General features: G+C 59.9%; 20 protein-coding genes and 1 tRNA gene. 7 read left to right on the top strand and 14 right to left on the bottom strand.

Translation table 11 applies throughout. The features are described 5' to 3' along the window. Positions 1-36: 36 nt before the first annotated feature. Both THS5294_RS15225 and THS5294_RS15220 read right to left on the bottom strand, forming a co-directional pair. Positions 37-1,053, bottom strand: coding sequence for a LacI family DNA-binding transcriptional regulator (locus THS5294_RS15225; protein ID WP_058124417.1), 1,017 nt, complete (start codon positions 1,051-1,053; stop codon positions 37-39). A 177-nt stretch (positions 1,054-1,230) separates the two neighbouring features. Further along, a tRNA-Arg gene (locus THS5294_RS15220) sits at positions 1,231-1,307 on the bottom strand. A gap of 117 nt (positions 1,308-1,424) precedes the next feature. Here THS5294_RS15220 and ettA point away from each other — a divergent pair. Next, positions 1,425-3,080 carry an energy-dependent translational throttle protein EttA gene (gene ettA / locus THS5294_RS15215; RefSeq protein ID WP_058124416.1) on the top strand — a complete coding sequence of 552 codons (1,656 nt, stop codon included), beginning with the start codon at positions 1,425-1,427 and terminating at the stop codon, positions 3,078-3,080. A gap of 55 nt (positions 3,081-3,135) precedes the next feature. Here the strand turns inward: ettA and THS5294_RS15210 are convergent, their stop codons facing one another. From THS5294_RS15210 to trhO, 3 genes are read right to left on the bottom strand one after another with little or no spacing between them, the layout of a single operon-like run. Beyond that, a complete protein-coding gene (locus THS5294_RS15210) occupies positions 3,136-3,558 on the bottom strand; it encodes a VOC family protein (RefSeq protein WP_058124415.1) in 423 nt (140 codons plus the stop codon). A 42-nt stretch (positions 3,559-3,600) separates the two neighbouring features. Continuing rightward, positions 3,601-3,975 carry an acyl-CoA thioesterase gene (locus THS5294_RS15205; protein WP_058124414.1) on the bottom strand — a complete coding sequence of 125 codons (375 nt, stop codon included), beginning with the start codon at positions 3,973-3,975 and terminating at the stop codon, positions 3,601-3,603. After that, entirely contained in the window at positions 3,972-4,850 is an 879-nt protein-coding gene (gene trhO, locus THS5294_RS15200) for an oxygen-dependent tRNA uridine(34) hydroxylase TrhO (protein ID WP_058124413.1), read from the bottom strand. The genes THS5294_RS15205 and trhO overlap by 4 nt, the downstream gene beginning before the upstream one ends. A gap of 74 nt (positions 4,851-4,924) precedes the next feature. Here trhO and pncA point away from each other — a divergent pair, with 74 nt between their 5' ends. Continuing rightward, positions 4,925-5,521, top strand: coding sequence for a bifunctional nicotinamidase/pyrazinamidase (gene pncA / locus THS5294_RS15195; protein WP_082645053.1), 597 nt, complete (start codon positions 4,925-4,927; stop codon positions 5,519-5,521). A gap of 10 nt (positions 5,522-5,531) precedes the next feature. On the opposite strand, the gene THS5294_RS15190 is transcribed toward pncA, so the two are convergent. Continuing rightward, positions 5,532-6,119 carry a L,D-transpeptidase gene (locus tag THS5294_RS15190; protein WP_038004219.1) on the bottom strand — a complete coding sequence of 196 codons (588 nt, stop codon included), beginning with the start codon at positions 6,117-6,119 and terminating at the stop codon, positions 5,532-5,534. Positions 6,120-6,286: 167 nt separating this feature from the next. Between THS5294_RS15190 and pncB the strand changes: the two genes are divergently transcribed. Continuing rightward, positions 6,287-7,579, top strand: coding sequence for a nicotinate phosphoribosyltransferase (gene pncB, locus THS5294_RS15185; RefSeq protein ID WP_058124412.1), 1,293 nt, complete (start codon positions 6,287-6,289; stop codon positions 7,577-7,579). 4 nt (positions 7,580-7,583) lie between these two features. On the opposite strand, the gene THS5294_RS15180 is transcribed toward pncB, so the two are convergent. The 5 genes from THS5294_RS15180 to THS5294_RS15160 form a co-directional block, all read right to left on the bottom strand. Continuing rightward, on the bottom strand, positions 7,584-8,537 hold the full coding sequence (locus THS5294_RS15180; protein WP_158508607.1) for a phosphotransferase enzyme family protein: 954 nt from the start codon (positions 8,535-8,537) through the stop codon (positions 7,584-7,586). A 4-nt stretch (positions 8,538-8,541) separates the two neighbouring features. Then, complete coding sequence (locus tag THS5294_RS15175; protein WP_058124410.1) at positions 8,542-9,789, bottom strand: aspartate aminotransferase family protein; 1,248 nt, start codon at positions 9,787-9,789, stop codon at positions 8,542-8,544. After that, complete coding sequence (arfB, locus tag THS5294_RS15170; RefSeq protein ID WP_058124409.1) at positions 9,786-10,208, bottom strand: alternative ribosome rescue aminoacyl-tRNA hydrolase ArfB; 423 nt, start codon at positions 10,206-10,208, stop codon at positions 9,786-9,788. The genes THS5294_RS15175 and arfB overlap by 4 nt, the downstream gene beginning before the upstream one ends. 323 nt (positions 10,209-10,531) lie before the next feature. Next, positions 10,532-11,155, bottom strand: a complete 624-nt coding sequence (locus tag THS5294_RS15165) for a queuosine precursor transporter (protein ID WP_058124408.1) — start codon at positions 11,153-11,155, stop codon at positions 10,532-10,534. Positions 11,156-11,274: 119 nt separating this feature from the next. Beyond that, complete coding sequence (locus tag THS5294_RS15160) at positions 11,275-11,997, bottom strand: VIT1/CCC1 transporter family protein (RefSeq protein ID WP_058124407.1); 723 nt, start codon at positions 11,995-11,997, stop codon at positions 11,275-11,277. Between the two features lie 250 nt (positions 11,998-12,247). Here THS5294_RS15160 and THS5294_RS15155 point away from each other — a divergent pair, with 250 nt between their 5' ends. Both THS5294_RS15155 and THS5294_RS15150 read left to right on the top strand, forming a co-directional pair. Continuing rightward, the gene (locus tag THS5294_RS15155) at positions 12,248-13,648 is read left to right on the top strand and encodes a selenium-binding protein SBP56-related protein (RefSeq protein ID WP_058124406.1); all 1,401 of its coding nucleotides are present in this window, start codon (positions 12,248-12,250) and stop codon (positions 13,646-13,648) included. 6 nt (positions 13,649-13,654) lie between these two features. Then, a complete protein-coding gene (locus THS5294_RS15150; RefSeq protein WP_370736594.1) occupies positions 13,655-14,317 on the top strand; it encodes a hypothetical protein in 663 nt (220 codons plus the stop codon). Positions 14,318-14,326: 9 nt separating this feature from the next. Here the strand turns inward: THS5294_RS15150 and THS5294_RS15145 are convergent, their stop codons facing one another. Genes THS5294_RS15145 through THS5294_RS15135 form a run of 3 tightly spaced genes read right to left on the bottom strand, consistent with a single transcriptional unit; the run spans position 14,327 to position 18,562 of the window. Next, a complete protein-coding gene (locus THS5294_RS15145) occupies positions 14,327-16,936 on the bottom strand; it encodes a TIGR02302 family protein (RefSeq protein ID WP_058124404.1) in 2,610 nt (869 codons plus the stop codon). A gap of 50 nt (positions 16,937-16,986) precedes the next feature. Then, positions 16,987-18,252, bottom strand: a complete 1,266-nt coding sequence (gene lysA, locus THS5294_RS15140; RefSeq protein WP_058124403.1) for a diaminopimelate decarboxylase — start codon at positions 18,250-18,252, stop codon at positions 16,987-16,989. Position 18,253: 1 nt separating this feature from the next. After that, a complete protein-coding gene (locus THS5294_RS15135) occupies positions 18,254-18,562 on the bottom strand; it encodes a DUF2834 domain-containing protein (RefSeq protein WP_038005082.1) in 309 nt (102 codons plus the stop codon). Positions 18,563-18,783: 221 nt separating this feature from the next. Between THS5294_RS15135 and THS5294_RS15130 the strand changes: the two genes are divergently transcribed. Beyond that, positions 18,784-20,436, top strand: a complete 1,653-nt coding sequence (locus tag THS5294_RS15130; RefSeq protein ID WP_058124778.1) for an electron transfer flavoprotein-ubiquinone oxidoreductase — start codon at positions 18,784-18,786, stop codon at positions 20,434-20,436. Between the two features lie 86 nt (positions 20,437-20,522). Continuing rightward, a complete protein-coding gene (locus THS5294_RS15125) occupies positions 20,523-22,271 on the top strand; it encodes a tetratricopeptide repeat protein (RefSeq protein ID WP_072936597.1) in 1,749 nt (582 codons plus the stop codon). The last annotated feature ends 7 nt before the right edge of the window (positions 22,272-22,278 follow it).

The following is a 22,278-nucleotide window of genomic DNA, read 5'->3' as shown; positions in this document are numbered from 1 at the left end:
GGTGTGATTTTAGGGCTTCGAAGCGGAATCCGTGGCTCACGTTTGTGTGAAAGGGTCATCAAGGTTGGGCAGACGGTCGATGTGTTGCAGCGGCGCAGCAGTTGGGTTCGTAATCCGGGCGATGGCTGCGCGGGCCAAGAATGCGCCCGCCGCCTCGGCCCGGCTGGGAACGGTGTGCACCATTGGCTGCGCCCAACCCACGAAGGACGGCGCATCATGGACAACCACGTCGAAATCGGAACCCGCTTCTATGCCTGCGGCCGCGAACCCGCTGAGCGCGGCCAAGCACGACGCCGCTGACGCGAAAATCCACCCATCCCCTGCGCCGCCGCCAACTGCGATTTCTTGAACAAGGGCCCGAATGTGACCTCCGGGGCTGTCTGCGTCGAAGCCTGAGACGAGCTCAAGTTCGACATCATAGGTGTCAGCGGCAAGGCGGGCGCCCTCTAACAGATGGGCGGCGGCGTATTGATCAGCGGATGGGGCCACCAGCCGAAGCGATTGACGGCCTTTCCACACCAGCCGCGCGACTGCTTCGGCCCCCAGTTGCGCGTAATCCACATCGAAAAAGGCGTGGTCCGCGGACCAGCGACTGCGCCCGTGGGTCACGAACGGGTGGCCAATATCCATCAGGTGCCGCACACGCGGGTCATCAAGAGTTACGCGATCAAGGATCAGCGCGTCTGCCATCTGCGTGGACACGACGTATTTCAGCTGCGCCAGCGGATCACCGTCGGGCAGACTAGGGGCAATGGACAAAGCATAGTCAGAGGCCCGCAAGCCCGCCGCCGCCGCCCGCACAAAGAGGGCGGTTTGGGTCATCAGTTCAGGTTCCGTGGACATCAGCATCGTGACGACATGGCTACGCCCCGTGCGCAGTCGAATACCCGCGTGATTGGGCACATAGCCGATTTCATCGGCCACTTGGCGCACCCGATCCTTGGTCGCCTGACTGATATCCCGCGCCCCTTTCAGTGCCCTAGAGACTGTTGGCACAGCCAATCCGGTGATCCCGGCAATGGTCTTGAGCGTTGGGCGTTTGGTCGTATCCATCGTCCGTCCCCCGTTGGAAAACACACCCTTCTGAGGGTGTCGTCGCCCGGCGGCCGTTACGTTGCAAGGGCTACGCCCACGGGAATAATCCTGCGCGGCCCACCGCTTATGGCGCGCGGTCTGCCGCCGATACTTGGCCACAAAGCGCCGAGCCGCCCGCGTGAATTGGATGTGATGTGGCGATCCCTTGAGGACTCGAACCCCAAACCTGCTGATTAGAAGTCAGCTGCTCTATCCAGTTGAGCTAAGGGACCGCTATGCGCCTTTTGCCCCGGACCGGGGGGCGCATGCAATGGCAAAGGCGCATGCGGCGGCTGTTGCCCTCTGGGCGCGCCCCGGCTACATCCCTGTGAAACGTTTGGAGGACCCCAATGGCGGCTTATCAATATGTCTACCACATGGACGGCGTGTCCAAGACCTATCCCGGTGGCAAGAAGTGCTTTGAGAACATCCGCCTGAGCTTTTTGCCCGGCGTGAAGATTGGCGTCGTTGGCGTAAACGGCGCAGGTAAATCCACCCTGATGAAAATCATGGCCGGGATGGACAAGGATTTCACCGGTGAGGCGTGGTCCGCCGAGGGCGCCAAAGTTGGCTACCTGCCGCAGGAACCCCACTTGGACGAATCCCTCAACGTGCGTGAAAACGTGATGCTGGGTGTGAAGGCCAAGAAAGACATTCTGGATCGCTACAACGAGTTGGCGATGAACTACTCGGATGAGACCGCCGATGAGATGGCGCAGCTCCAAGACGAGATCGACGCGCAGAACCTTTGGGATCTGGACGCGCAGATCGACGTCTCGCTGGAGGCGCTGCGCTGCCCCCCCGATGACGCGATGCCCGCAAACCTGTCGGGCGGCGAGCGGCGCCGTGTGGCGCTGTGCAAACTGCTGCTCGAAGCGCCTGACATGCTGCTGCTCGATGAACCGACCAACCACTTGGACGCGGAAACTATCGCGTGGCTGCAACGCCACCTAATCGACTACAAAGGCACGATCCTGATCGTGACCCACGACCGCTATTTTCTTGATGACATCACCGGCTGGATCCTTGAGTTGGACCGGGGCCGGGGCATTCCCTACGAAGGCAACTACTCTGCTTGGCTGGAGCAAAAAGCCAAACGGCTGGAGCGTGAGGCCAAGGACGACAAATCCAAGACCAAAGCCTTGGAGAAGGAGCTGGAGTGGATTCGCGCCGGTGCCAAGGCCCGCCAAGCCAAATCCAAGGCCCGGATTGCCGCCTACGAAGAAATGGCAGGCCAGTCCGAGCGTGAGAAAATCAGCCGCGCCCAGATCGTCATCCCCAACGGCCCGCGTCTGGGCAACAAGGTGATTGAGGTCGAAAACCTGAAGAAGGGTTTTGGCGACCGCTTGTTGATTGAAGACCTGTCGTTCTCGCTGCCTCCGGGTGGGATTGTCGGCGTGATCGGGCCTAACGGCGCGGGTAAATCGACGCTGTTCAATATGCTGACGGGCGTCGAAAAGCCCGATGAGGGCACGGTTGAATTTGGTGATACGGTCAAGTTGTCCTTCGTGGATCAGTCGCGCGATACGCTCAGCCCCGATGCCACCGTGTGGGAAGAAATTTCGGGCGGGGCGGAGTTGATCAAACTCGGCGACGCGGAGGTGAATTCCCGGGCCTATTGTTCCTCGTTCAACTTTAAGGGCGGCGATCAGCAGAAAAAGGTCGGCCTGTTGTCGGGTGGTGAACGTAACCGCGTGCACATGGCCAAGCTGCTCAAATCCGGTGGCAACGTGCTGCTGCTCGATGAGCCGACCAACGACTTGGATGTTGAAACGCTGCGCGCGCTCGAAGATGCGCTGGACGATTTCGCGGGTTGCGCGGTCATCATCTCGCACGATCGGTTCTTCCTCGATCGGCTGTGCACGCACATCCTTGCGTTTGAAGGTGAGGCGCATGTGGAGTGGTTTGAGGGCAACTTCCAAGCCTATGAGGAAGACAAAGAGCGTCGCCTCGGCCCAGATGCACTGGAACCGACACGCGTGAAATACAAGAAATTCACGCGCTAGACAGATACAAAACCGTAGGGTGCGCCGCGGCGCGCCCTACGACTACCCACGCAGGTTATGCCTTCGCGACCTGCTGATGGACCTCAATGACATTGCCCTCGGGGTCTTGGAAAAAGACTTGGTGCCACTCTGCCGAGAACGCGGTGCCGTAGTCGGCGTAGGGCACACCCGCCGCGTCTAGCTCCGCCAAAACCTGCGCCAAATCATCCGTGCGAAACGCGATGTGCCCGCGAGCGACGGGATTAAGTGATTGGCCGTTGCGAAAGGCGACGGTTAGGTCGCGTTGGGCCAGATGCATTTGCATGCCGCCGTCCGTTGCGAATTTGATATCGCCATCGTAGCCGGCCCCCGCCCGCGCCTCGGTACGGGGAAACATTTCGACCGGCATATCCGCCAGCCCAAGGACGTTGGTGTAGAAATTGTGCAAGCGATCGATATCGTCGCCCACAACGTTGATGTGATGAAATTCAAGCTGCATGAGGCCCCTCCCCTTTGGGGACCACACTAGCCATGGGGCGTGTTAGGGCAACGCCCGTTTGCGGCCTTCGTCATCAATGGCCACAAAGGTAAACAGGCCCTCGGTTACCTTTTCACGCGCGCCGATGCGGTCCCGTAGGACCCATGCCTCTAGGGTGATCCCCATGGAACTGCGGCCTTCGCGTGTGACCTGACCGTAGATGCACAGCACATCGCCCACGTGGACGGGACGAATGAATTTCATCGCCTCAATCGCGATGGTTGCCACCCTGCCCTGTGCCCTCTGGCTGGCAATGATACCCGCCGCGATATCCATTTGGCTCAGTAGCCAGCCACCAAAAATATCGCCCGAGGCGTTGGTGTCGGCGGGCATGGCCATGGTCCGCAAAAGCAGTTCGCCGCGTTCATCTTGGGTCATGACTTGGCCTGTTCTAACTGGCGCTGGCGTTCGCGGAAACGGACGCGGTCGGCCTCGGAATAGTCGTCCACGCATTGGTGGCACTGTACCCCGGCCTCATACTCAGGACGCTGAGTATCGGCGGGGTCTAGGGGGCGGCGGCAGGCGTGGCACAGAACATGGGGCCCTTCGCGCAGGCCGTGTTCCACGCTGACGCGCCGATCAAAAACAAAGCACGATCCGTCCCATTTGCTGTCCGTCTCGGGAACTTCTTCGAGGTATTTCAGGATGCCACCCTTGAGGTGGAACACCTCCTCGACGCCTTCGCCCAGCAGGTAATTCGTAGACTTTTCGCAGCGAATCCCCCCCGTACAGAACATCGCAATCCGCTTGTTGTGAAAGCGGGCCTTGTTGGCCTCCCACCATGCGGGGAACTCACCAAAGCTTTTGGTTTCGGGGTCAACGGCGCCTTCAAACGTGCCGATGGCCACCTCGTAATCGTTGCGCGTGTCGATCACGGCGACATCGGGTTGAGAGATCAGGTCATTCCAGTCGGCGGGCGTCACATAGTGACCCACGCTTGCGCGGGGGTCCACATGGGGCTGGCCCATGGTGACGATCTCTCGCTTGAGGCGCACCTTGAGCTTTTTGAAGGGACGCTCGGCGGCGGTGCTTTCTTTCCACTCCAAGTCGCTGCACCCCGGAAGGGCGCGGATATGGGCCAAGGCAGCGTCAATCCCGGCGCGTGGACCGGCGATGGTCCCGTTGATCCCCTCGGGCGCGAGCAAGAGCGTACCGACAACGCCGCCCGCCTCACAGGCGTCCCGCAGCGGATCCTGAAGGGCGGCGACATCCGCAAACGGGGTAAAGTGATAGAGTGCAGCTACTGTATACATGGGCTATCGCATACGCGGTTGCGCGGCACCGCTCAAGGCGTAAGCTGGTCGCAGACCCATGCCCGGAGGCCCCCATGACCCACGCCCTGCTTGTGATCGACGTCCAGAACGATTTCTGCCCCGGTGGTGCGCTTGCGGTACCGGACGGCGATGCGATTGTTCCCGGCATCAACGCATTGATGGCTGATTTCGACGCCGTGATCCTGACCCAAGATTGGCACCCCGCCGGGCATTCCAGCTTTGCCAGCAGCCATGACGCGGCCCCCATGAGCCTGACCCAGATGCCCTACGGCCCCCAGGTTTTGTGGCCCGATCATTGTATCCAAGGCAGTCGTGGCGCGAATTTTCACTCTGATCTGCGCACAGATCGTGCCGATATGATCATCCGCAAAGGGTTTAACCCCGCTATCGACAGCTATTCTGCGTTTTTTGAGAATGACCACACAACGCCCACGGGGCTGGAGGGGTATTTGCGCACGCGCGGGATCACCCAAGTGACGCTTGTGGGGTTGGCCACAGATTTTTGCGTCAATTATTCAGCCGTGGATGCAGCTAAGTTGGGATTTGAGGTCGCAGTCCGCATGGACCTATGCCGCGCGATTGATTTCGACGGTTCATTGGCCGCCGCGCGGGACGGGATGGCGGCGGCGGGTGTTGTTCTGGCGGGCTAAGCGGCCATGATCAGATGACGCGCACTTGCGTCCCAATTGGGGCGAGCGCGAACAGCTCTTCGATCTTTTCGTTATACAGGCCAATGCAGCCCGATGACGACTGACGCCCGATTTTGCGCGTGTCGTGGGTCCCGTGGATCAGGTAGGCGGGCCAGCCGAGGTACATGGCATGCGTGCCCAGCGGGTTGCCGGGGCCTGCCTCCATGAACTCAGGCAGGGATGGGTCGCGGCGGCGCATATTGGCCGTGGGCGTCCATGTTGGGCCCTCTTTCTTGCGTACAATCGTGGTGTAGCCGCGGCGGGTAAGTTCTTCGCTCATGGGGACGGACGTCGGATAAATCCGGTAATCCGTGTCGTCCGCGTTCCAGTAATGCAGCGCCCGGGACCCGGTATCACACACGATCGTCGCGACACCCAGTGTGTCGAAGTGATCCTGCCAAGACTGCTGCCGGAAGCTGGATGTGTTGCGGCGCGTCACGGCCGTGATGGACCGGTCCTGCACCTCAAAATCGAGGTCCTGCGCGATGGCAGGAGCGGCCAGAACACTGGCACCAGCGGTCAACAGCAGCGAGCGACGGGAAAAAACAGGTTTGGTCACGGGTCTCTCCTTGGGCGATGTTTCTGATGTGCCGATTTTGAGGCCTTATGAAAAGGGGCATAGGCCCGAATTGCCAGACACAATGGTGTGAGAGCCACACCTGCGCCCGGCCTGATTGCTTTCCCGCGTGGCGTTTGGTCTAAAGCCATTAACCAAAGGAGCGCACCATGGTTGATATCGCCACGCGGGTCTACAATCACAAGTGGAAGATCGATCCGATCGTGCGATCGTTGATCGATACGGACTTCTATAAGCTCCTGATGTGCCAATCGGTTTTTCGCAATAAACCCGACACAAACGTGACTTTTTCGCTGATCAACCGGAGCAAATCGATCCGGCTTGCCGATATCATTGATGAGGGTGCGCTACGCGAACAACTTGATCACATGCGGTCCCTCTCCCTAAGCCGAGGTGAAAGCACTTGGCTGCGCGGCAACACCTTTTACGGCAAGCGCCAGATGTTCCGCTCCGATTTCATGGAATGGTTCGAAGGCATGCGCCTGCCCCCCTATCATCTCGAAAAACGGGACGGGCAATATGAGCTGACGTTCGAGGGCAAGTGGCATGAGGTTATGCTCTGGGAAATCCCCGCGCTCGCGATTTTGATGGAGCTCAGGTCCCGCGCTGTGCTGAGCGATATGGGCCGGTTCGAGCTGCAAGTGTTGTATGCGCGCGCGATGACAAAGGTTTGGGAAAAGGTCGAAACACTGCGCGATCTGCCCACCCTGAGGTTGGCGGATTTTGGCACCCGGCGGCGCCACAGCTTTCTGTGGCAAGACTGGTGCGTGCAGGCCATGCGCGAGGGATTGGGCGAGCATTTTGTCGGCACCTCCAACTGTTTGATCGCCATGCGCCGTGAGATGGAGGCCATCGGCACCAACGCGCACGAACTGCCGATGGTCTATAGCGCACTGGCAGAGGATGACGCAGCCCTGCGCGACGCCCCCTACAAAGTGCTGGCCGATTGGCAGGACGAACACGAAGGCAATCTGCGGATCATCCTGCCCGACACCTACGGCACCCAAGGGTTCCTGCAAGGCGCGCCCGATTGGCTGGCTGGCTGGACTGGCATGCGCATCGACAGCGGTGACCCCGCCACCGGCGCAGAGCGCGCGATTGCATGGTGGAAGGCGCGTGGCGAGGACCCCACTCAAAAGCTGGTGATTTTCTCGGACGGGTTGGATGTGGACAAAATCCTAGAGCTGCAAAGACAGTTCCAAGGCCGCGTGCGCGTGTCGTTCGGTTGGGGCACATTACTGACAAACGATTTTCGCGGATTGGTGCCGAACGAGGGTCTCGCGCCGTTTTCTCTGGTGTGCAAAGCGGTGGCCGCCAATGGGCAGCCTACGGTCAAGCTGTCGGACAACCCCAACAAAGCGATGGGTCCCAAGGCCGAGGTGGAACGCTACAAGCGCGTGTTCGACCTAGACGCCCAAGAGCCAATGGACGTGATCGTTTAGGCGGTCACCCAAACCCCTCAAGAAAGAAGTTCCGCCCCTGTTGCAGCGCCTCAACCGAGCGCGTGGCCCGCGCGATGTAAATCGGCATTTTGGGATGGTTGGCCGGGTACCGCGACATTACCCACCCCAGCGCAGCCATAGATCGCAAAAGCGACGCAACAGGCATCAGCGATAGATCTAGATCCGACAACCGCCGCACATCATCGTAGCCCCGCAGCAACGCCTGCGCGAGGTCCGGCAGCTCGGGATCCTCAAGGCTTTGGGTGAGGGTCGTCGTGATATCATACAGCCGGTAGCCAATGCCTGCGTCATCAAAATCGATGAATGTCAGGCCTTGCGGCCCGGTAAAGACATTCTCCCGCAAAAGGTCCGCGTGGATCAGCCCGATGTCTGGCACATCACGGCTCAGCGCATGGCGCGCAATGATGCGCCCTTCGTTCACAAGGGCGCGATCCCGATCCGTCAGGCAGGGGTTTTCCCAAAACCGACCCCAAGTTGGATGGTGGCTCAAAAACCCGTCCATGTCCCACGCGGGCCGCTCAAACCCTTCGGGCAGCACCATGCCATCGCTCAGGCTGTGCATCTGTGCCATCAGCCCGCCGATCTGCGTCATCAGTTTGGATTGATCGGCCAGAGTGCCCGGCAACGGCGCCCCACCCTCACCGATGGCGGTGCCCTCGACCCATGTGACCATCGTGGCCATCCGGTCCCCGACTTTGCGCACCAATGACCCATCGGGCAGCGGCACGGGCGCAGGACACGGAAAACCCTGGGAAACCAGCGACTGCATCCACCACAGTTCCGACGAAATCGCCCGGCGGGACATATACCCCGGTCGGTGAAGCCGCAGCGCCGCGCGTTGCCCGCCACGTTCAACCGCATAAACGGCATTCTCGCGATGGCTCAGCAGAACCGGCGAATGTGCGCCCCAATCGGCGGCTGCGGATTCGGGGGTCATCACATCATGCATCGAGCGGTGTCGCCTTTAGCGCATCGTCCAGCACCTGCACCAAATGCTCGGCGTTCTGGTGTGAAAACGGCATGGGTGGCCGCATCTTGAGCACCTCTCCATGCCGCCCAATCTTGTTGAGCAAGACCCCCCGCGCCACGACTTGCTCGACCAGTTCGGCGACAAAATCCGTGGCGGGGGCCCCGTCTTTGCGGAACTCCATGCCAAAGAAAAGACCCGCGCCGCGCACCTCATGCAGGAATGGATGATCCAACCCGCGCAACATCTCTGTCACGTGCGGGCCGACGGTGGCGGCGTTTTGGACCAGCGCCTCCTCCTCAATCACATCAAGGGTCGCAAGGGCGGCGGCACTGCTCACGGGGTTGCCGCCAAAGGTGTTGAAATACCCAAAAGCACTGCGGAACGCCTCCATAATATCAGGCCGCGTCACAACGGCCGCCACCGGATGTCCGTTGGCCATGGGCTTGCCGAGCGTGACAATGTCCGGCACCAACCCGATCCAATCATGCCCCCACCAATGACTGCCCAACCGGCCAAAGCCCGGCTGCACCTCATCAGCCATGATTAAGCCGCCCGCATCCCGCACAACCTGTTCCGTCGCGCATAGAAACCCCGGCGCAACGGTCGGAAACGCTTCATTGGCAAAGAAAGGGCACAGCATTAGCCCCGAAAACCCTTCACCAGCGGCTTCAAGCTCTGCGATGGCGTCGGCCACGTTGGCTGCAAATTCTGCGTCGGTCATGCCTGCCTCGGGGGCGGGCACCAACCGCACATGGGGCGGATACCCCCCAATTGGCGGCCGCCGAGTACTCAGAGCGGAAACCGCTGACGTGTTGCCGTGATAGGTCGCATCGGTCGCAATCACGCCCCGCGCACCCGTTACCGCCTGCGCCATGCGCAACGCGACGTCGTTGGCCTCAGATCCCGTGCACACCATGATGGCCTGCGTCAAACCGTGATCAAACTTGGCGCATAGCCGCTCAACGTATTCCACGACCATCGGATGCAAATACCGTGTGTGCGTGTTCAACGTCGCGGCCTGCTGGGCAATCGCCTCCACCACACGCGGATGACAATGCCCAACGTGCGGTACGTTGTTGTAACAATCCAGATATTGCCGCCGCTGCGCATCCCACACATGCACACCCGCACCGCGCACAATCTCTAGCGGCTGGCGGTAAAACGTCGGCACATGCCCCCCAAGGGCCGCCGCACGTCGAGAAAGCAAATCAGACGTCATTCATCATCGGTAACCCGCCCACGCGAGGCTTTCAATGCACCGCGCTGCGCCTTTCCGGCCAACCTTCGCCGGACGGACCCCTTTGTCGGCTTTGTTGCGACCCTGCGCTTGGGTACGACCAACGCCTTGGCGATCAAATCTACCAACCGATCGCGGGCGATTTCACGGTTGCGCGCCTGATGCCGCGTATCCTCAACACGCAACACAATCGCCCCATCCGCAGTCCAGCGCCGGCCTGCCAAGCGCTTCAACCGCGCCTTAACCGACCCGGCCAAATTAGGCGACCGCGCCGCCTCAAACCGCAACTCCACAGCCGTAGCGACTTTGTTGACGTTCTGCCCCCCCGGCCCCGAGGCGCGGGTAAAACTCTCCGTCAACTCCCACTCTTCAAGACTGACATCCTCTGAGACCCGCAGCATTCCTTTGTTCCCCAAATACCTCCGGGGGAGTCCGAAGGACGGGGGCAGCGCCCCCTAAAACATGTAACGCGCACGGCGCACATTTAGAAATAAGAAACGCCGCCCCCGGCAATGGGTGCGGCGTTTCCGTGAAGTTCAGGAGGGGGCCGGTTAGAGCAGGCTCCACCTCGGAGTTTCAGTCATCCAAGGACTGCCTTAGATGAGACCCTCCAAAGTTGTCCCGACCGCATTCTCCAACACCTTCTTAGACACTGGATCACCTCCTTTCGATAAATTGCCGATATGGTGACCGTGCCATATATTTTGTGGAAGTCAAAAACTTTTTAGGCCGATTTGGTAATCGTTTTGTGAACGAGCACCCGGAATGGCACCAAAGCTGCCAATCCAATCATCAGTTTGACGCCATAATCAGCAATCGCGAGACCGACCCAATAGGGCAGTTCAGGTCCGAACCCGAACAGGGGCAACGCCTCATTCGCCCAGCTCACATCATTGGCTGGTTCAATGAACGTAAACGCCGCTGCAAACGCGAGCGAAAAGAAGATCGCCGTATCGATGGTCGAACCCACAAGGGTTGAGGCCAGTGGCGCCCGCCACCATGCCTGATCCCTCAGGCGGTTAAAGATCACCAGATCGATCAAGTGCGCGATCAAGAACGCCGAACCCGACGCAATCGCGATGCGCAATGTCACAAGCGGGCCAAACTCACCCATGATTTGGCTGCCGATCAGCGAACAAATCACGCCGGTCACAAAGCCTGCAAACACGACTTTGCGGGCCGCATCGGTCCCGTAGACGCGGTTCATCACGTCATTGACGAGGAACGCGAGCGGATAGGTAAAGGCACCATAGGTCAGCCAACCATCCGCGATGATGTACTGAACGCCGATGTTTGAGGCGACGACGATAGCCGCCATGGCGAGAACGCCAGGAAGAAGTCTTGTCATAGATATGATCCGTTTTTCACATGGTAGTCGGAGACATGGTCGCCCCAGAACGGGCAGCAACGCGCTCTGTTACCGAAGGTGCCAACAGGGATCAAGTGGGATCAGGTGGGCGCAATCCGCTAAAGAACCGCCCCCACTAAGGCCCCAACCGCCGCCGACACGCCCATGGCCAGCACACCCCACAGCACGACACGGCCCGCTGCTTTGCCCCGCGCGGCCCGGCCCGCGTGCGCGCCCAGCGCCCCGAGCGTGGCCAGCGCGATAATCGTGACCAACCCAACCGCCAGCAGCAAGTAGTCATAAGGCACGAAAGCCGCCACCAATATCGGCGGCAATGAGCCCAGAGCGAACGCGCTTGCCGAGGCCCCCGCCGCCTGAACTGGGTGGGCGCGCAGTGTCTCATCCAGTCCCAACTCATCCCGGATATGGCTGCCAAGGGCGTCCTTCTTGGTCAGGGCCTGCGCCACTTCATGTGCCAGATCAGGCTCTAGCCCACGGGCCTCATAGATGCTTTGTAACTCGACCAATTCGCCTTTGGGATTGGTGCGTAAGGCCTCTCGCTCTCGGTCGATATCAGCTTTTTCCAGATCGGACTGGCTGGCCACTGAAACGTATTCCCCCGCCGCCATAGACATGGCCCCTGCCACGGCTGACGCGATGCCGGCGATCACAACGCCGTCCGCACCCAGCCCTCCAGTGCCGACACCAATGATCAACGCAGCCGTCGATAGTATTCCGTCATTCGCCCCCATCATCGACGCCCTGAGCCACCCCTGACGGTGGATCAAATGCGGGTCGTCATGGGCGGTTTGGATGGGCGGTGTTTCGGATTGTGCGGGCATGGGAGTGTACTCATGTGTGGGGTCCAGGCAGGTTCATTGAACCTTACTCAGCCGTTCAAAGCAAAGACTGCGGCAGATCATTCCGGCGTAAACAGCGTGAATAGAACCCGAAAAAATCGCCGGAGCGCCCAAGAAACAGCCGGTAAATCAAATAAGTTTACGCAGCGTCATGAGTCGTGCGAGGCTTCCCTTCGGGGTGTCAGAGATCAGCAACTGACCGGCACCTCTTTTTCCAAGGGAGGACCCATTCATGAATTTAAGACCTGATCCAACGTTTTACCCATCTCCTCGCATGGCGATGGAGGCCCCTGCCGAAACCCTTGCCTTTACCCTGATGCTCAGTCCCGATGGCGCCCAGCCTGACGGGCTTGCGGTGGTTGATGTGGACCCAAAGTCCCCGACCTTTGGTCAGATCGTCCATCAAGTGATCATGCCCAATACAGGCGATGAATTTCACCACTTTGGCTGGAATGCATGTTCGTCCTCTTTGTCGCCCCTATCAGGTCATGCGTTTCTTGAACGCCGCTATCTGATCATTCCCGGCATCCGGTCCTCACGGATTTATGTCATCGACGTCAAAGAACCGCTCAAGGCCAAGATCCACAAAATCATTGAGCCCGAGGAGGTCTTTGACAAAACCGGTTATTCGCGCCCTCACACCATCCATTGCGGCCCGGAGGGGATTTATGTCTCGACCCTTGGTGGCGGCGGCGAGGATGGCACCGACGGCCCCCCCGGCATCTTCATCATGGATTGTGAGACCTTTGAAATCTTGGGCCGCTACGAAATGGACCGCGGGGCGCAAGACAAGCATTACGATTTTTGGTGGAACCTGCCGCGTGACTACATGGTCAGTTCAGAATGGGGCCTGCCGCCGCAATTCGAAAACGGGATCGTGGCTGAGGACCTTCTGGCCAACAAATACGGCCATTCGATCCATTTCTGGAACCTGCGGGCGCGCAAGAATGTCCAAACCATTGATCTGGGCGCGAACCATCAGATGGCGTTGGAAATCCGCCCTGCACATGACCCGGCCAAGGATTATGGGTTTTGCGGGGTGGTCGTAGACACCACCAACCTTCAGGGCGCGATTTTCACTTGGTGGCAGAAGGAGGATGGCACATTTGACGCCAAGAAGGTCCTGACCATTGATCCGCGCCCCGAGGACCCTGCCAACCTGCCGCCCCTTTTGCAGGGTTTTGGCGCCGTGCCCCCATTGGTCACAGACATCGACCTCAGCCTTGATGACAAATACCTGTATGTGGCCTGCTGGGGCTTGGGCGAGATGCATCAATACGATGTGACGGACCCGATGAAACCGGCGTTGGCGGGCAAGGTTGAGTTGGGCGGCATTGCACGCGGTGCAGCACATCCCAACGGCAAGCCCTTTGTCTATGGCCCGCAGATGGTTGAGATCAGCCGCGACGGAAAGCGCGTCTATTGGACCAACTCGCTCTATTCCACGTGGGATGATCAATTCTATCCGGGCGAAGACGGTGGCCAGATGGTCATGGCTCATGTGGGCGAAAATGGCGGGCTCACGCTAGACCCTGATTTCTATGTGGAGTTCCCCAAAGGCTACCGCAGCCACCAAATCCGGCTAGAGGGCGGCGATTGCTCGACCGATAGCTTCTGCTATCCGAACACCTGATCGGTGCTGGATTTTGACACGACGACGGCCCTTTGGTGGGCTGTCGTTGCATCAGGCATTTATCACGGTGTGAACCCCGGCATGGGCTGGCCCTTGGCGGTATCTTCGGCGTTGATGACGAAAACGGGCGGGTCATTGTTGCGCGCGCTTGTGGCGCTAGCGGTGGGGCATTTGCTGGCAATGATCACGATCTTGCTGCCGTTTTCCGCGCTGTTGGTGCTGGTGCAATGGCAGCATGAGATTCAAGTGGCCGCGGCCGTCTTGGTGATCGCGTTGGGGGTCTATTTGTTGATCAACCGACGTCACCCCCGTTTTTTGGCCCGCGTACCGCCGACGCGGTTGGCGTTGTGGTCTTTTTTGGCGGCGATGGCCCATGGCGCAGGGTTGATGTTGGTGCCGATCTATCTGGGCATCTGCAAAACAATCGACACAAATGCGGGCCACGCCGCCGCGGCGCGGTTGATCACGGGCGACGTAGAGATCGCGCTGATCGTGGCGTTCGTGCACACGGGCGCGATGATGCTGTCGGGTGGTTTGATCGCCATTGGAGTATACCGCTGGCTCGGGCTGCGGTTTTTATCCAAGGGCTGGTTTAACCTTGATGTCGCCTGGGCGCTGAGCCTCGTTTTGGTAGGTGTGCTGGCGTTAACCGTCGGGCACAGCGCGTAACCGCGCGGTTTAGAAACGATCCAGCAGGCGGTTAAGGTAGTCGCGTTCTTGCTCGGGACGTTCCTGCTCAGCGGAGCGGCGGCGGATTTCATCCAGCAACTCGCGGGAGCGTTGGCGCGGATCGTTTGCCCCAAGCATGTTCTCATCCGTACCAAGCCTGCCCGTGGTGCCTTGACTACGACCAAGCGGGTCTTGCTGTTGCGGCTGACCGTTTTGCCCGAACTCGGAGCCTTGCTGCCCCTGTCCGTTTTGCTGTTCCTGCGCGAGCGCCTCGCCTAGGTTTTGCATCCCCTCACGCAAGGCATCCATTGCCTGCGCCTGATCGTCAATCGCACCGGGCAGATCACCTTGTTCGAGCGCGTCGGCGGCGTTGTCCATCGCGCGGCCTGCGCGGCCCAATGCGTCACGCGCGGCGTCGCCCGCTTCGGTACCCTGACCGGGGAGGTTGCGTTCCAATCGGCCAAGCTGGTCGCGCAGGGCCTCTTGGCGTTGTGCGAGGCTTTCGGCAGTGGGCGCGCCGCCGGGCTGCTGGCCGCCCTGTGCTTGACCTTGCCCCTCTCCGGGTTGTTGGCCTTGGCCGGGTTGTTGACCCTCTGCCTGACCTTGACCCTGTCCTTGTCCTTGTCCCGGCTGCTGTCCGGGTTGTTGGCCCGGCTGCTGGCCCTGTTGGCCTTGTTGACCCTGCTGTCCGGGCTGATTGAATTGCTCCTGCAAATCGCGGAAAGCCTCATCGCTCAGACCTTGCTGTTCGCGGAGGGTTTCGCGCAGGTCTTCCATAGCTTGCTGACCTTCGCCTTGCTGGCCCTGGCCGCCCTCACCTTGGGTGACCTGCATGTTCTCCATCATCTGCTGGAGCTCTTGCAACAATTGCTGGGCCTCCGCCGTGCGGCCCTCGCGCATCAACTCCTCAATCCGTTCGAGCAGCTGATCAAGCTGGTCTTGGGTGACCTGCTCGCTCTCACCCTGCTGGCCCTGTTGGTTCTGGCTTTGCTGGCTATCGGGGTTGCGCATGGCCTCTTGGGCCAGTTGCTGCATGTAGTTGTTCATCGCTTCGCGCAGCTCTTGCATCAGCTGATCAATCTCAGCCTGATCCGCGCCTTGGCGGATCGCCTCCGACAAACGCTCTTGGGCGCGGCGCAGTTCCTCAAGGGCGTTTTCAAGTGTCCCTTCCTCAATCTTGAGAGCCGCTTGCCACAGAATTTCGGCAACGTCTTCTTGGACCTCAGACGTCAGATCGGCGTTGGCCTCAAGCCGACGAATGGCCATTCGCACAAGGATAAAGGCAGACGGATCGGCAAAGGTATCATCGGCGCGATGAGTCAGCGTACGCAGAATTTGTGCCACCCGCGGGCCATTTGCACGGGCCCACAACAGATCGCGCCGCTGTTCGATCAGCGCATGAGCCAGCGGGTCGAAAAAGCCCTGCCCCGGCAATACCACCTGCATCGTATCCGAGCGCCCGATTTGGCCCAGCGCATCCTCCGCCTCTAGCGTCAGGGCGACGGGCAACTCCGCGAAGGGGTGCTTTGAGACGTCCTCAATCAGAACTTCGGAAAAATCGGCGCGATCACCCGAAATCGGCAAGGGCAGTGTCAGCGAAAGGGGGGCCCGCGGATCGGGATCAACAGCGAGGCCATGACGACGGTCCGTGCTGGCCAGATCGCGGGTAATGACGGCGCGGCCGATCTCCATGCCGTAGTCATCGACCACGGTGAACGCCATCTCCATTTGTGATGGAGGCTGTGCGGTGGGAGCCTCATCAATGGTGATGCTGGGCACGGTATCGGCCAACATCACGATGTCCCATGTTTGGTCATCCTCCCCACCCGCGATGGTCAAACTGCCTGAGCGCGTGACCTCAAAATCCTGTGCGACGGCGGATGGGTCCGGCAGGGGCGTCGCCGATAGGGTTTGGGTGACGGCCAATGCGCCAACTTGCCCATAAAGCCGCAATGTCACGCGCGACCCTTGAGGGATTTCCAAAGTGCCCGGCGCGATGTCGGGCAAATAAAGAGTTGGCTTGCCGGTGTAGCGCGGCGGCTCAAGCCATGCTTCCCACGCGGGACCTGCGGGCAGCGCATCAGCGGCCCCAGCGCCCAAGCCCGCCGCGAGGTCAGAACCGCGCCACGCGCCCCCAAACAAAAGCGCCAGCGCAAGCCCAAGAACAGCCATGTACCGCAGAGCATAAGGGTCGGCACCTGCGACACGCAGGTCAGGCTCAACCGCTTTGGCGGCGCGCAATTTCTGCTCCATCCGGGCAAGGTGTGCACGCCACACCGCAACAGATGCCGCGTCCGTGCCGCCGATCGTTTGCGTGTCTGATAGGGCTTGAATAGGGCGTCCCGGCAAGGCCGCATCAAGACGCTCTAACGCTTCGGCCCGGGTGGGCCAACGCAACCGTCGCGCGTACCAGACGCCATATGCGCCCCCCGCAAGCAGCACTACAACCGCAAGCCACAGAGCCTGCGTCGGCAAAGCCGCCAAAACGCCCAAACCCCACAGCGCCAAGGCCGCGAACAGAACGCTCCAAAGCGGCCAAGCCGCTTGGGTGATCCGCTCAGCCACAAGCCCCAAATACGTGAGCGAATAGGGCCAGCGCAGGGTTTTTGGTAAGGTCATTCAACCCCCGGAAGGTTCACAATGGATGCGCCCTTCCGCGGGGTTTCCGCTTAGAGCCACTCTGGAATGGTATCTCGATTTATCATCTCGTCAAAGGTGGGACGTGCACGGATCACCGCGTATTGATCGCCCTGCACCAAAACTTCTGGGATGAGGGGGCGCGAATTATACTCGCTCGACATAACCGCGCCGTAGGCACCCGCACTACGGAACGCCATGAGATCGCCTGATTTAAAGGGCGGCAGCGTGCGTTGTTTGGCAAAGGTGTCGCCGCTTTCGCAAACGGGGCCAACGATATCATAGGTGGATGTTTCGACACCGGGCGCGGGCTCGACGACGGGCACAATATCGTGATGTGCCCCGTACATTGCCGGGCGGATAAGGTCATTCATCGCCGCGTCGACGATTAGGAAATCGCGGTTTTCTCCGTTCTTGAGGTAGATTACCTCGGTCACGAGCAGACCTGCGTTGCCAGAAATCAGACGACCCGGCTCAATCTCGACCTCAACATCCAGATCACCGACACACTTCTTGATCAGCGCGCCGTATTCCATGGGCAAAGGCGGCGCGGTATTGGAACGCTCATAGGGGATGCCAAGACCGCCCCCCAGATCGAGCCGCTCAATCGTGTGACCATCAGCGCGCAACTGATGGGTCAGTTCGACCACCTTGTTGTAGGCCAACTCAAATGGCGCAAGCTCGGTCAGCTGAGAGCCGATGTGCACATCAATGCCAATGACCTTGAGGCCCGGCAGCTTAGCCGCCATCGCATAAACTTCGCGCGCCCGCGAAATCGGGATGCCGAATTTATCGTCGTATTTGCCGGTGGAAATTTTCTCATGGGTTTTGGCGTCTACGTCCGGGTTAATCCGGATCGTGATCGGCGCCTCAACACCCAGTTCGCTGGCCACGGCGCTCAGCGCCTCCATCTCTGGTTCGCTTTCGACGTTGAACTGCCGCACACCGCCCTCAAGAACCATCCGCATCTCAGCCCGGGTTTTGCCCACGCCCGAAAACACGATCCGCTCACCAGGAATGCCCGCCGCCTTGGCGCGCGCGTATTCACCGCCCGACACAACATCCATGCCTGCGCCCAAATCCCCCAGCAGCTTGATCACCGCTTGGTTAGAATTCGACTTCATCGCAAAGCACACAAGATGCGGCAGCCCCTCAAGGGCTTCGTTGAACAGCTTGAAATGTCGCGTCAGCGTGGCGCTGGAGTAGACATAGAAGGGCGTGCCCACCTGCGCTGCGATCTGCGCAAGGGAGACATCTTCGGCGTGCAGCGCGCCGTCTTTGTAGAGAAAATGGTCCATGTCAGCGGCTTTGCCGCGCCCGGAGCAAAAGGTAAAGAGGCAAGCCCGCAGAGATGCCGATGCCATAGGTCGCAGGGATCGCCAGAAGTCCCAGCCAATTGCGGCGTGAGATCGTCTCATGGAGAATCCAGAGCGTCAGCGTCACAGCGGCAATCGTCAGGTCCCAGGTCAGGCCCGTCGTGCTTTCGTTGACGTACCAAGCATCGATCAGGGGGCCGAGTTCCCACCCATGTTCTTGGAACCACGCATAGAAATGGCGCCACGGCAGGATCGTGCCGAGGATCACGAGGGCGATATAGACGAAGGTCATCATGGAAATCTCCTTTGGCCGAGACGTAGTGGGAAAAGCCCAAAGGCCAACCGTGTGCCGTTATTGCGGCTGATTGAATGAAAAATGTGCCCGCCGCGACATAATATTACGGAATTGCGGCAGTGCGGCGAAATGATGTGGCGTCGGAATTGACGCCTCCGGCTTCTGTCCCCATAACCTTTTTGAGTTTGGAATCGAGCAAAGCCAACGGGGTGACCGATATGTCTGCAATAGAACGCGAAGCCATGGAATACGATGTCGTAATCGTCGGGGCGGGTCCTGCGGGCCTGTCGGCTGCGATCCGGCTCAAGCAGTTGGACGCAGATCTGAACGTGGTCGTTCTGGAAAAAGGGTCCGAAGTCGGTGCGCACATTCTGTCTGGCGCCGTTTTGGACCCGACCGGTCTGGATGCTCTGATCCCCGATTGGAAAGAAAAGGGCGCGCCGATCAATGTGCCCGTGACGTCGGATAACTTTTACATGTTGGGTGAGGCCGGTTCGCTGCGCATCCCCACGTCGATCATGCCCCCATTGATGAGCAACCACGGCACCTACATCGTGTCGATGGGCAACGTATGCCGCTGGATGGCCGAACAAGCCGAAGAGCTGGGCGTTGAAATTTTCCCCGGCATGGCGTGTTCCGAGCTAGTGTTCGGCGATAGCGGCGAAGTGAAGGGCGTTGTGGCCGGTGTGTTCGGGTTAGAACAAGACGGCTCTATCGGTGAAAACACCGAAGTCGGCATGGAACTGCACGGCAAATATGTGTTCCTGAGCGAAGGTGTGCGGGGCAGCCTCTCGAAGGAGGTGATCGCGAAATACGACCTCGCCAAGGATGCCGAGCCGCAGAAATACGGTCTTGGCATGAAGGAAATCTGGGAGATTGACCCAGAAAAGCACAAAGAAGGCACCGTGACCCACACGATGGGCTGGCCCTTGGGCAAGAACGCGGGCGGTGGCTCGTTCATTTACCACCTTGATAACAATCAGGTCTACGTGGGCTTTGTGGTCCATCTAAACTACGAAAACCCGCACATGTTCCCTTACATGGAATTTCAGCGGTTCAAGCATCACCCAATGGTTGCGGACCTGTTGAAGGGCGGCAAACGCGTGGCCTATGGCGCGCGGGCCATCACTGAGGGCGGCTGGCAATCCATGCCGAAACTTGTGGCCCCCGGCGTGGCGCTGCTTGGTTGTTCCGCAGGGATGGTCAACGTGCCGCGCATTAAGGGCAATCACAACGCGATGCTGTCCGGCAAAGCCGCCGCTGAGGCCGCGTTTGAGGCGATCGGTGCAGGCCGCGCAGGCGATGAACTGGCCACATACGAGGCCGACGTTCGGTCCGGCCCCATCGCCAAAGACCTCAAGCGCGTGCGCAACGTCAAACCGCTGTGGTCGAAGTATGGGCTTGTTGCCTCACTCATGGGCGGTGGCGCCGATATGTGGGCGGCCAACCTGACCGGCTTCAACATTCTGGGCACTTTGGGTCATGGTAAAAACGACGCCGAGGCCACTGGTGAGGCCGCCAAGTTTGCACCCATCGATTACCCCAAACCCGATGGTGTGCTGTCGTTTGATCGCCTGACCAATGTCAGCTTTTCGATGACAAACCACGAAGAAAGCCAGCCCGCACACCTGCGCCTGACCGACCCGTCGATCCCGGTGGGCGTCAACCTGCCCAAATACGCGGAACCCGCGCAGCGATACTGCCCCGCAGGCGTCTACGAAGTGGTGAGCGAGCCGGACAAAGACCCGCGCTTTGTGATCAACTTCCAAAACTGCGTGCACTGCAAAACATGCGATATCAAAGACCCAAGCCAGAACATCACTTGGGTCACACCGCAGGGCGGTGACGGGCCGAACTACCCGAACATGTGATCAACTTGATGGGGCGTCCTGCGGGGCGCCCCATTGCTCTTGGGGCTGGGGCAAACTACCTTTGACGAAACCAGACCGGAGAGCCAATGCGCCTGCACATCCTCAAAAGCGCCCTACTTGCCAGCACCTTTGCATTTGCGACGCCCGCCCCGAGCTTTGCCCAAGACGGTATTGCAGGCCCCTATTTGGCCGCGCGGCTTGCGGGCTTTGCCAGCGATTACGCCGCCGCCGCAGAATATTACGGCCAATTGTTGCAGCGCGATCCTGGCCAAGTTGAAATCCTTGATGCGGCCATGATCAGCTTTGCCATGCTCGGTGATTTTGAGCGCGCGGGCGATGCCGCAGCGCGGGTCATTAGCCTTGAGCCGGACATGCAGATCGCGCAGATGGTGCGCTTGGTGCGCGACGTATCGCAGGGCAACACGGCTGCGGCAAAGGATGCCCTGATGCAGGGTGTGGTCGGCGGCCCCCTCCTAGACGGGCTGCTGCTGGGCTGGGTGGAACTGGCCGAGGGCAATATGTCCGAAGCCGTCACCGCGTTTGAGGCCCTTTCGGAAAACCGCGCGTTCCGCTCATTTGCCTATATTCACAAGGCCCTCGCCCTCGCGATGGTCGGTGATTTCGAAAGCGCGGAAGCCATCCTGAGCGGTGAAACCTACGGCGAGTTGAGCCTGAACATCACAGCCTTTGAGGCCTATGCGCAAATCCTTGTGCAGCTGGACCGTCCAGACGATGCGGCCGCCTTTCTGGCCCAAACGTTACAACGCGGCTCCTCCCCGGAGCTAGAGGCGCTGCTCACCCAGATCGAAAACGGTGACGCGGTCAGCTACGACATTATTCGCACCCCGCTTGAGGGCATGTCTGAGGCGTTTGCCACACTCGCGGCCGTCGTCAACGGTGAGGCCTCGCACACGTATACGCTGCTGCACAGCCGTGCGGCGCTTGTGCTGAACCCCACCAATGTGGATGCGATCCTTTTGACCGCGGATCTGCTAGAGGAACAGGAACAATACGCCCTTGCCGGGGCGGTTTTGGACGCCGTTCCGATTGATCATCCGTCATTCTACCTCGCCGAGATTTCACGCGCGGGCCTGCTATACAGTGACGACCGGGGAGATACGGCGGCTGAGGTTCTCAAGTCGCTCGCGCGGACGCATGGCGATATCCAACAGGTTCACACCGCCCTTGGCGACACTCTGCGCCGGCTGGAACGTCACCGTGAGGCCGCAGACGCTTATGAGGCCGCTGTTGCCTTGGTCCAAGAGCCGACACCCCGCGATTGGTTCCTCTATTATGTGCGCGGCATCGCCTATGAACGCACAGACCGTTGGCCACTGGCCGAGGCGGATTTCCGCAAAGCACTCGAATTGAACCCAGAGCAGCCGCATGTGCTGAACTATCTTGGGTATTCGATGATCGAAAAGCAGGGCGATCTGGTCGAAGCGCTTGATATGATCGAAAAGGCCGTGGCTGCGCGCCCCGATGATGGCTACATCACCGACAGTCTTGGCTGGGTGTTTTACCGCCTTGGGCGGTTCGATGAGGCCGTTGCCCCCATGGAACGTGCCGTCGCCCTAGAGCCGCTTGATCCGGTTATCAACGATCACCTCGGCGATGTATTCTGGGCTGTTGGGCGCAAGCGCGAGGCGGAGTTTCAATGGCGTCGTGCCTTGTCCAACGTGGACCCCGACGACACAGACAGCGAGGCTGATCCGGATCGAATGCGCCGGAAGTTAGAGATCGGCCTAGACCGCGTCCTGAAGGAAGAAGGTGCGCCGTCATTGGCCGAAAAGGCCGCGGCGGCGGAAGCGACGCGCAAAGCCGCGCAGGACTGAGCCTTTT

It is taken from the genome of Thalassobacter stenotrophicus, assembly GCF_001458315.1.
Taxonomy (GTDB): Bacteria; Pseudomonadota; Alphaproteobacteria; order Rhodobacterales; family Rhodobacteraceae; genus Thalassobacter; species Thalassobacter stenotrophicus.
Note: the sequence above shows the minus strand (reverse complement) of the source record. Positions and strands in the feature narration are given on the sequence as shown.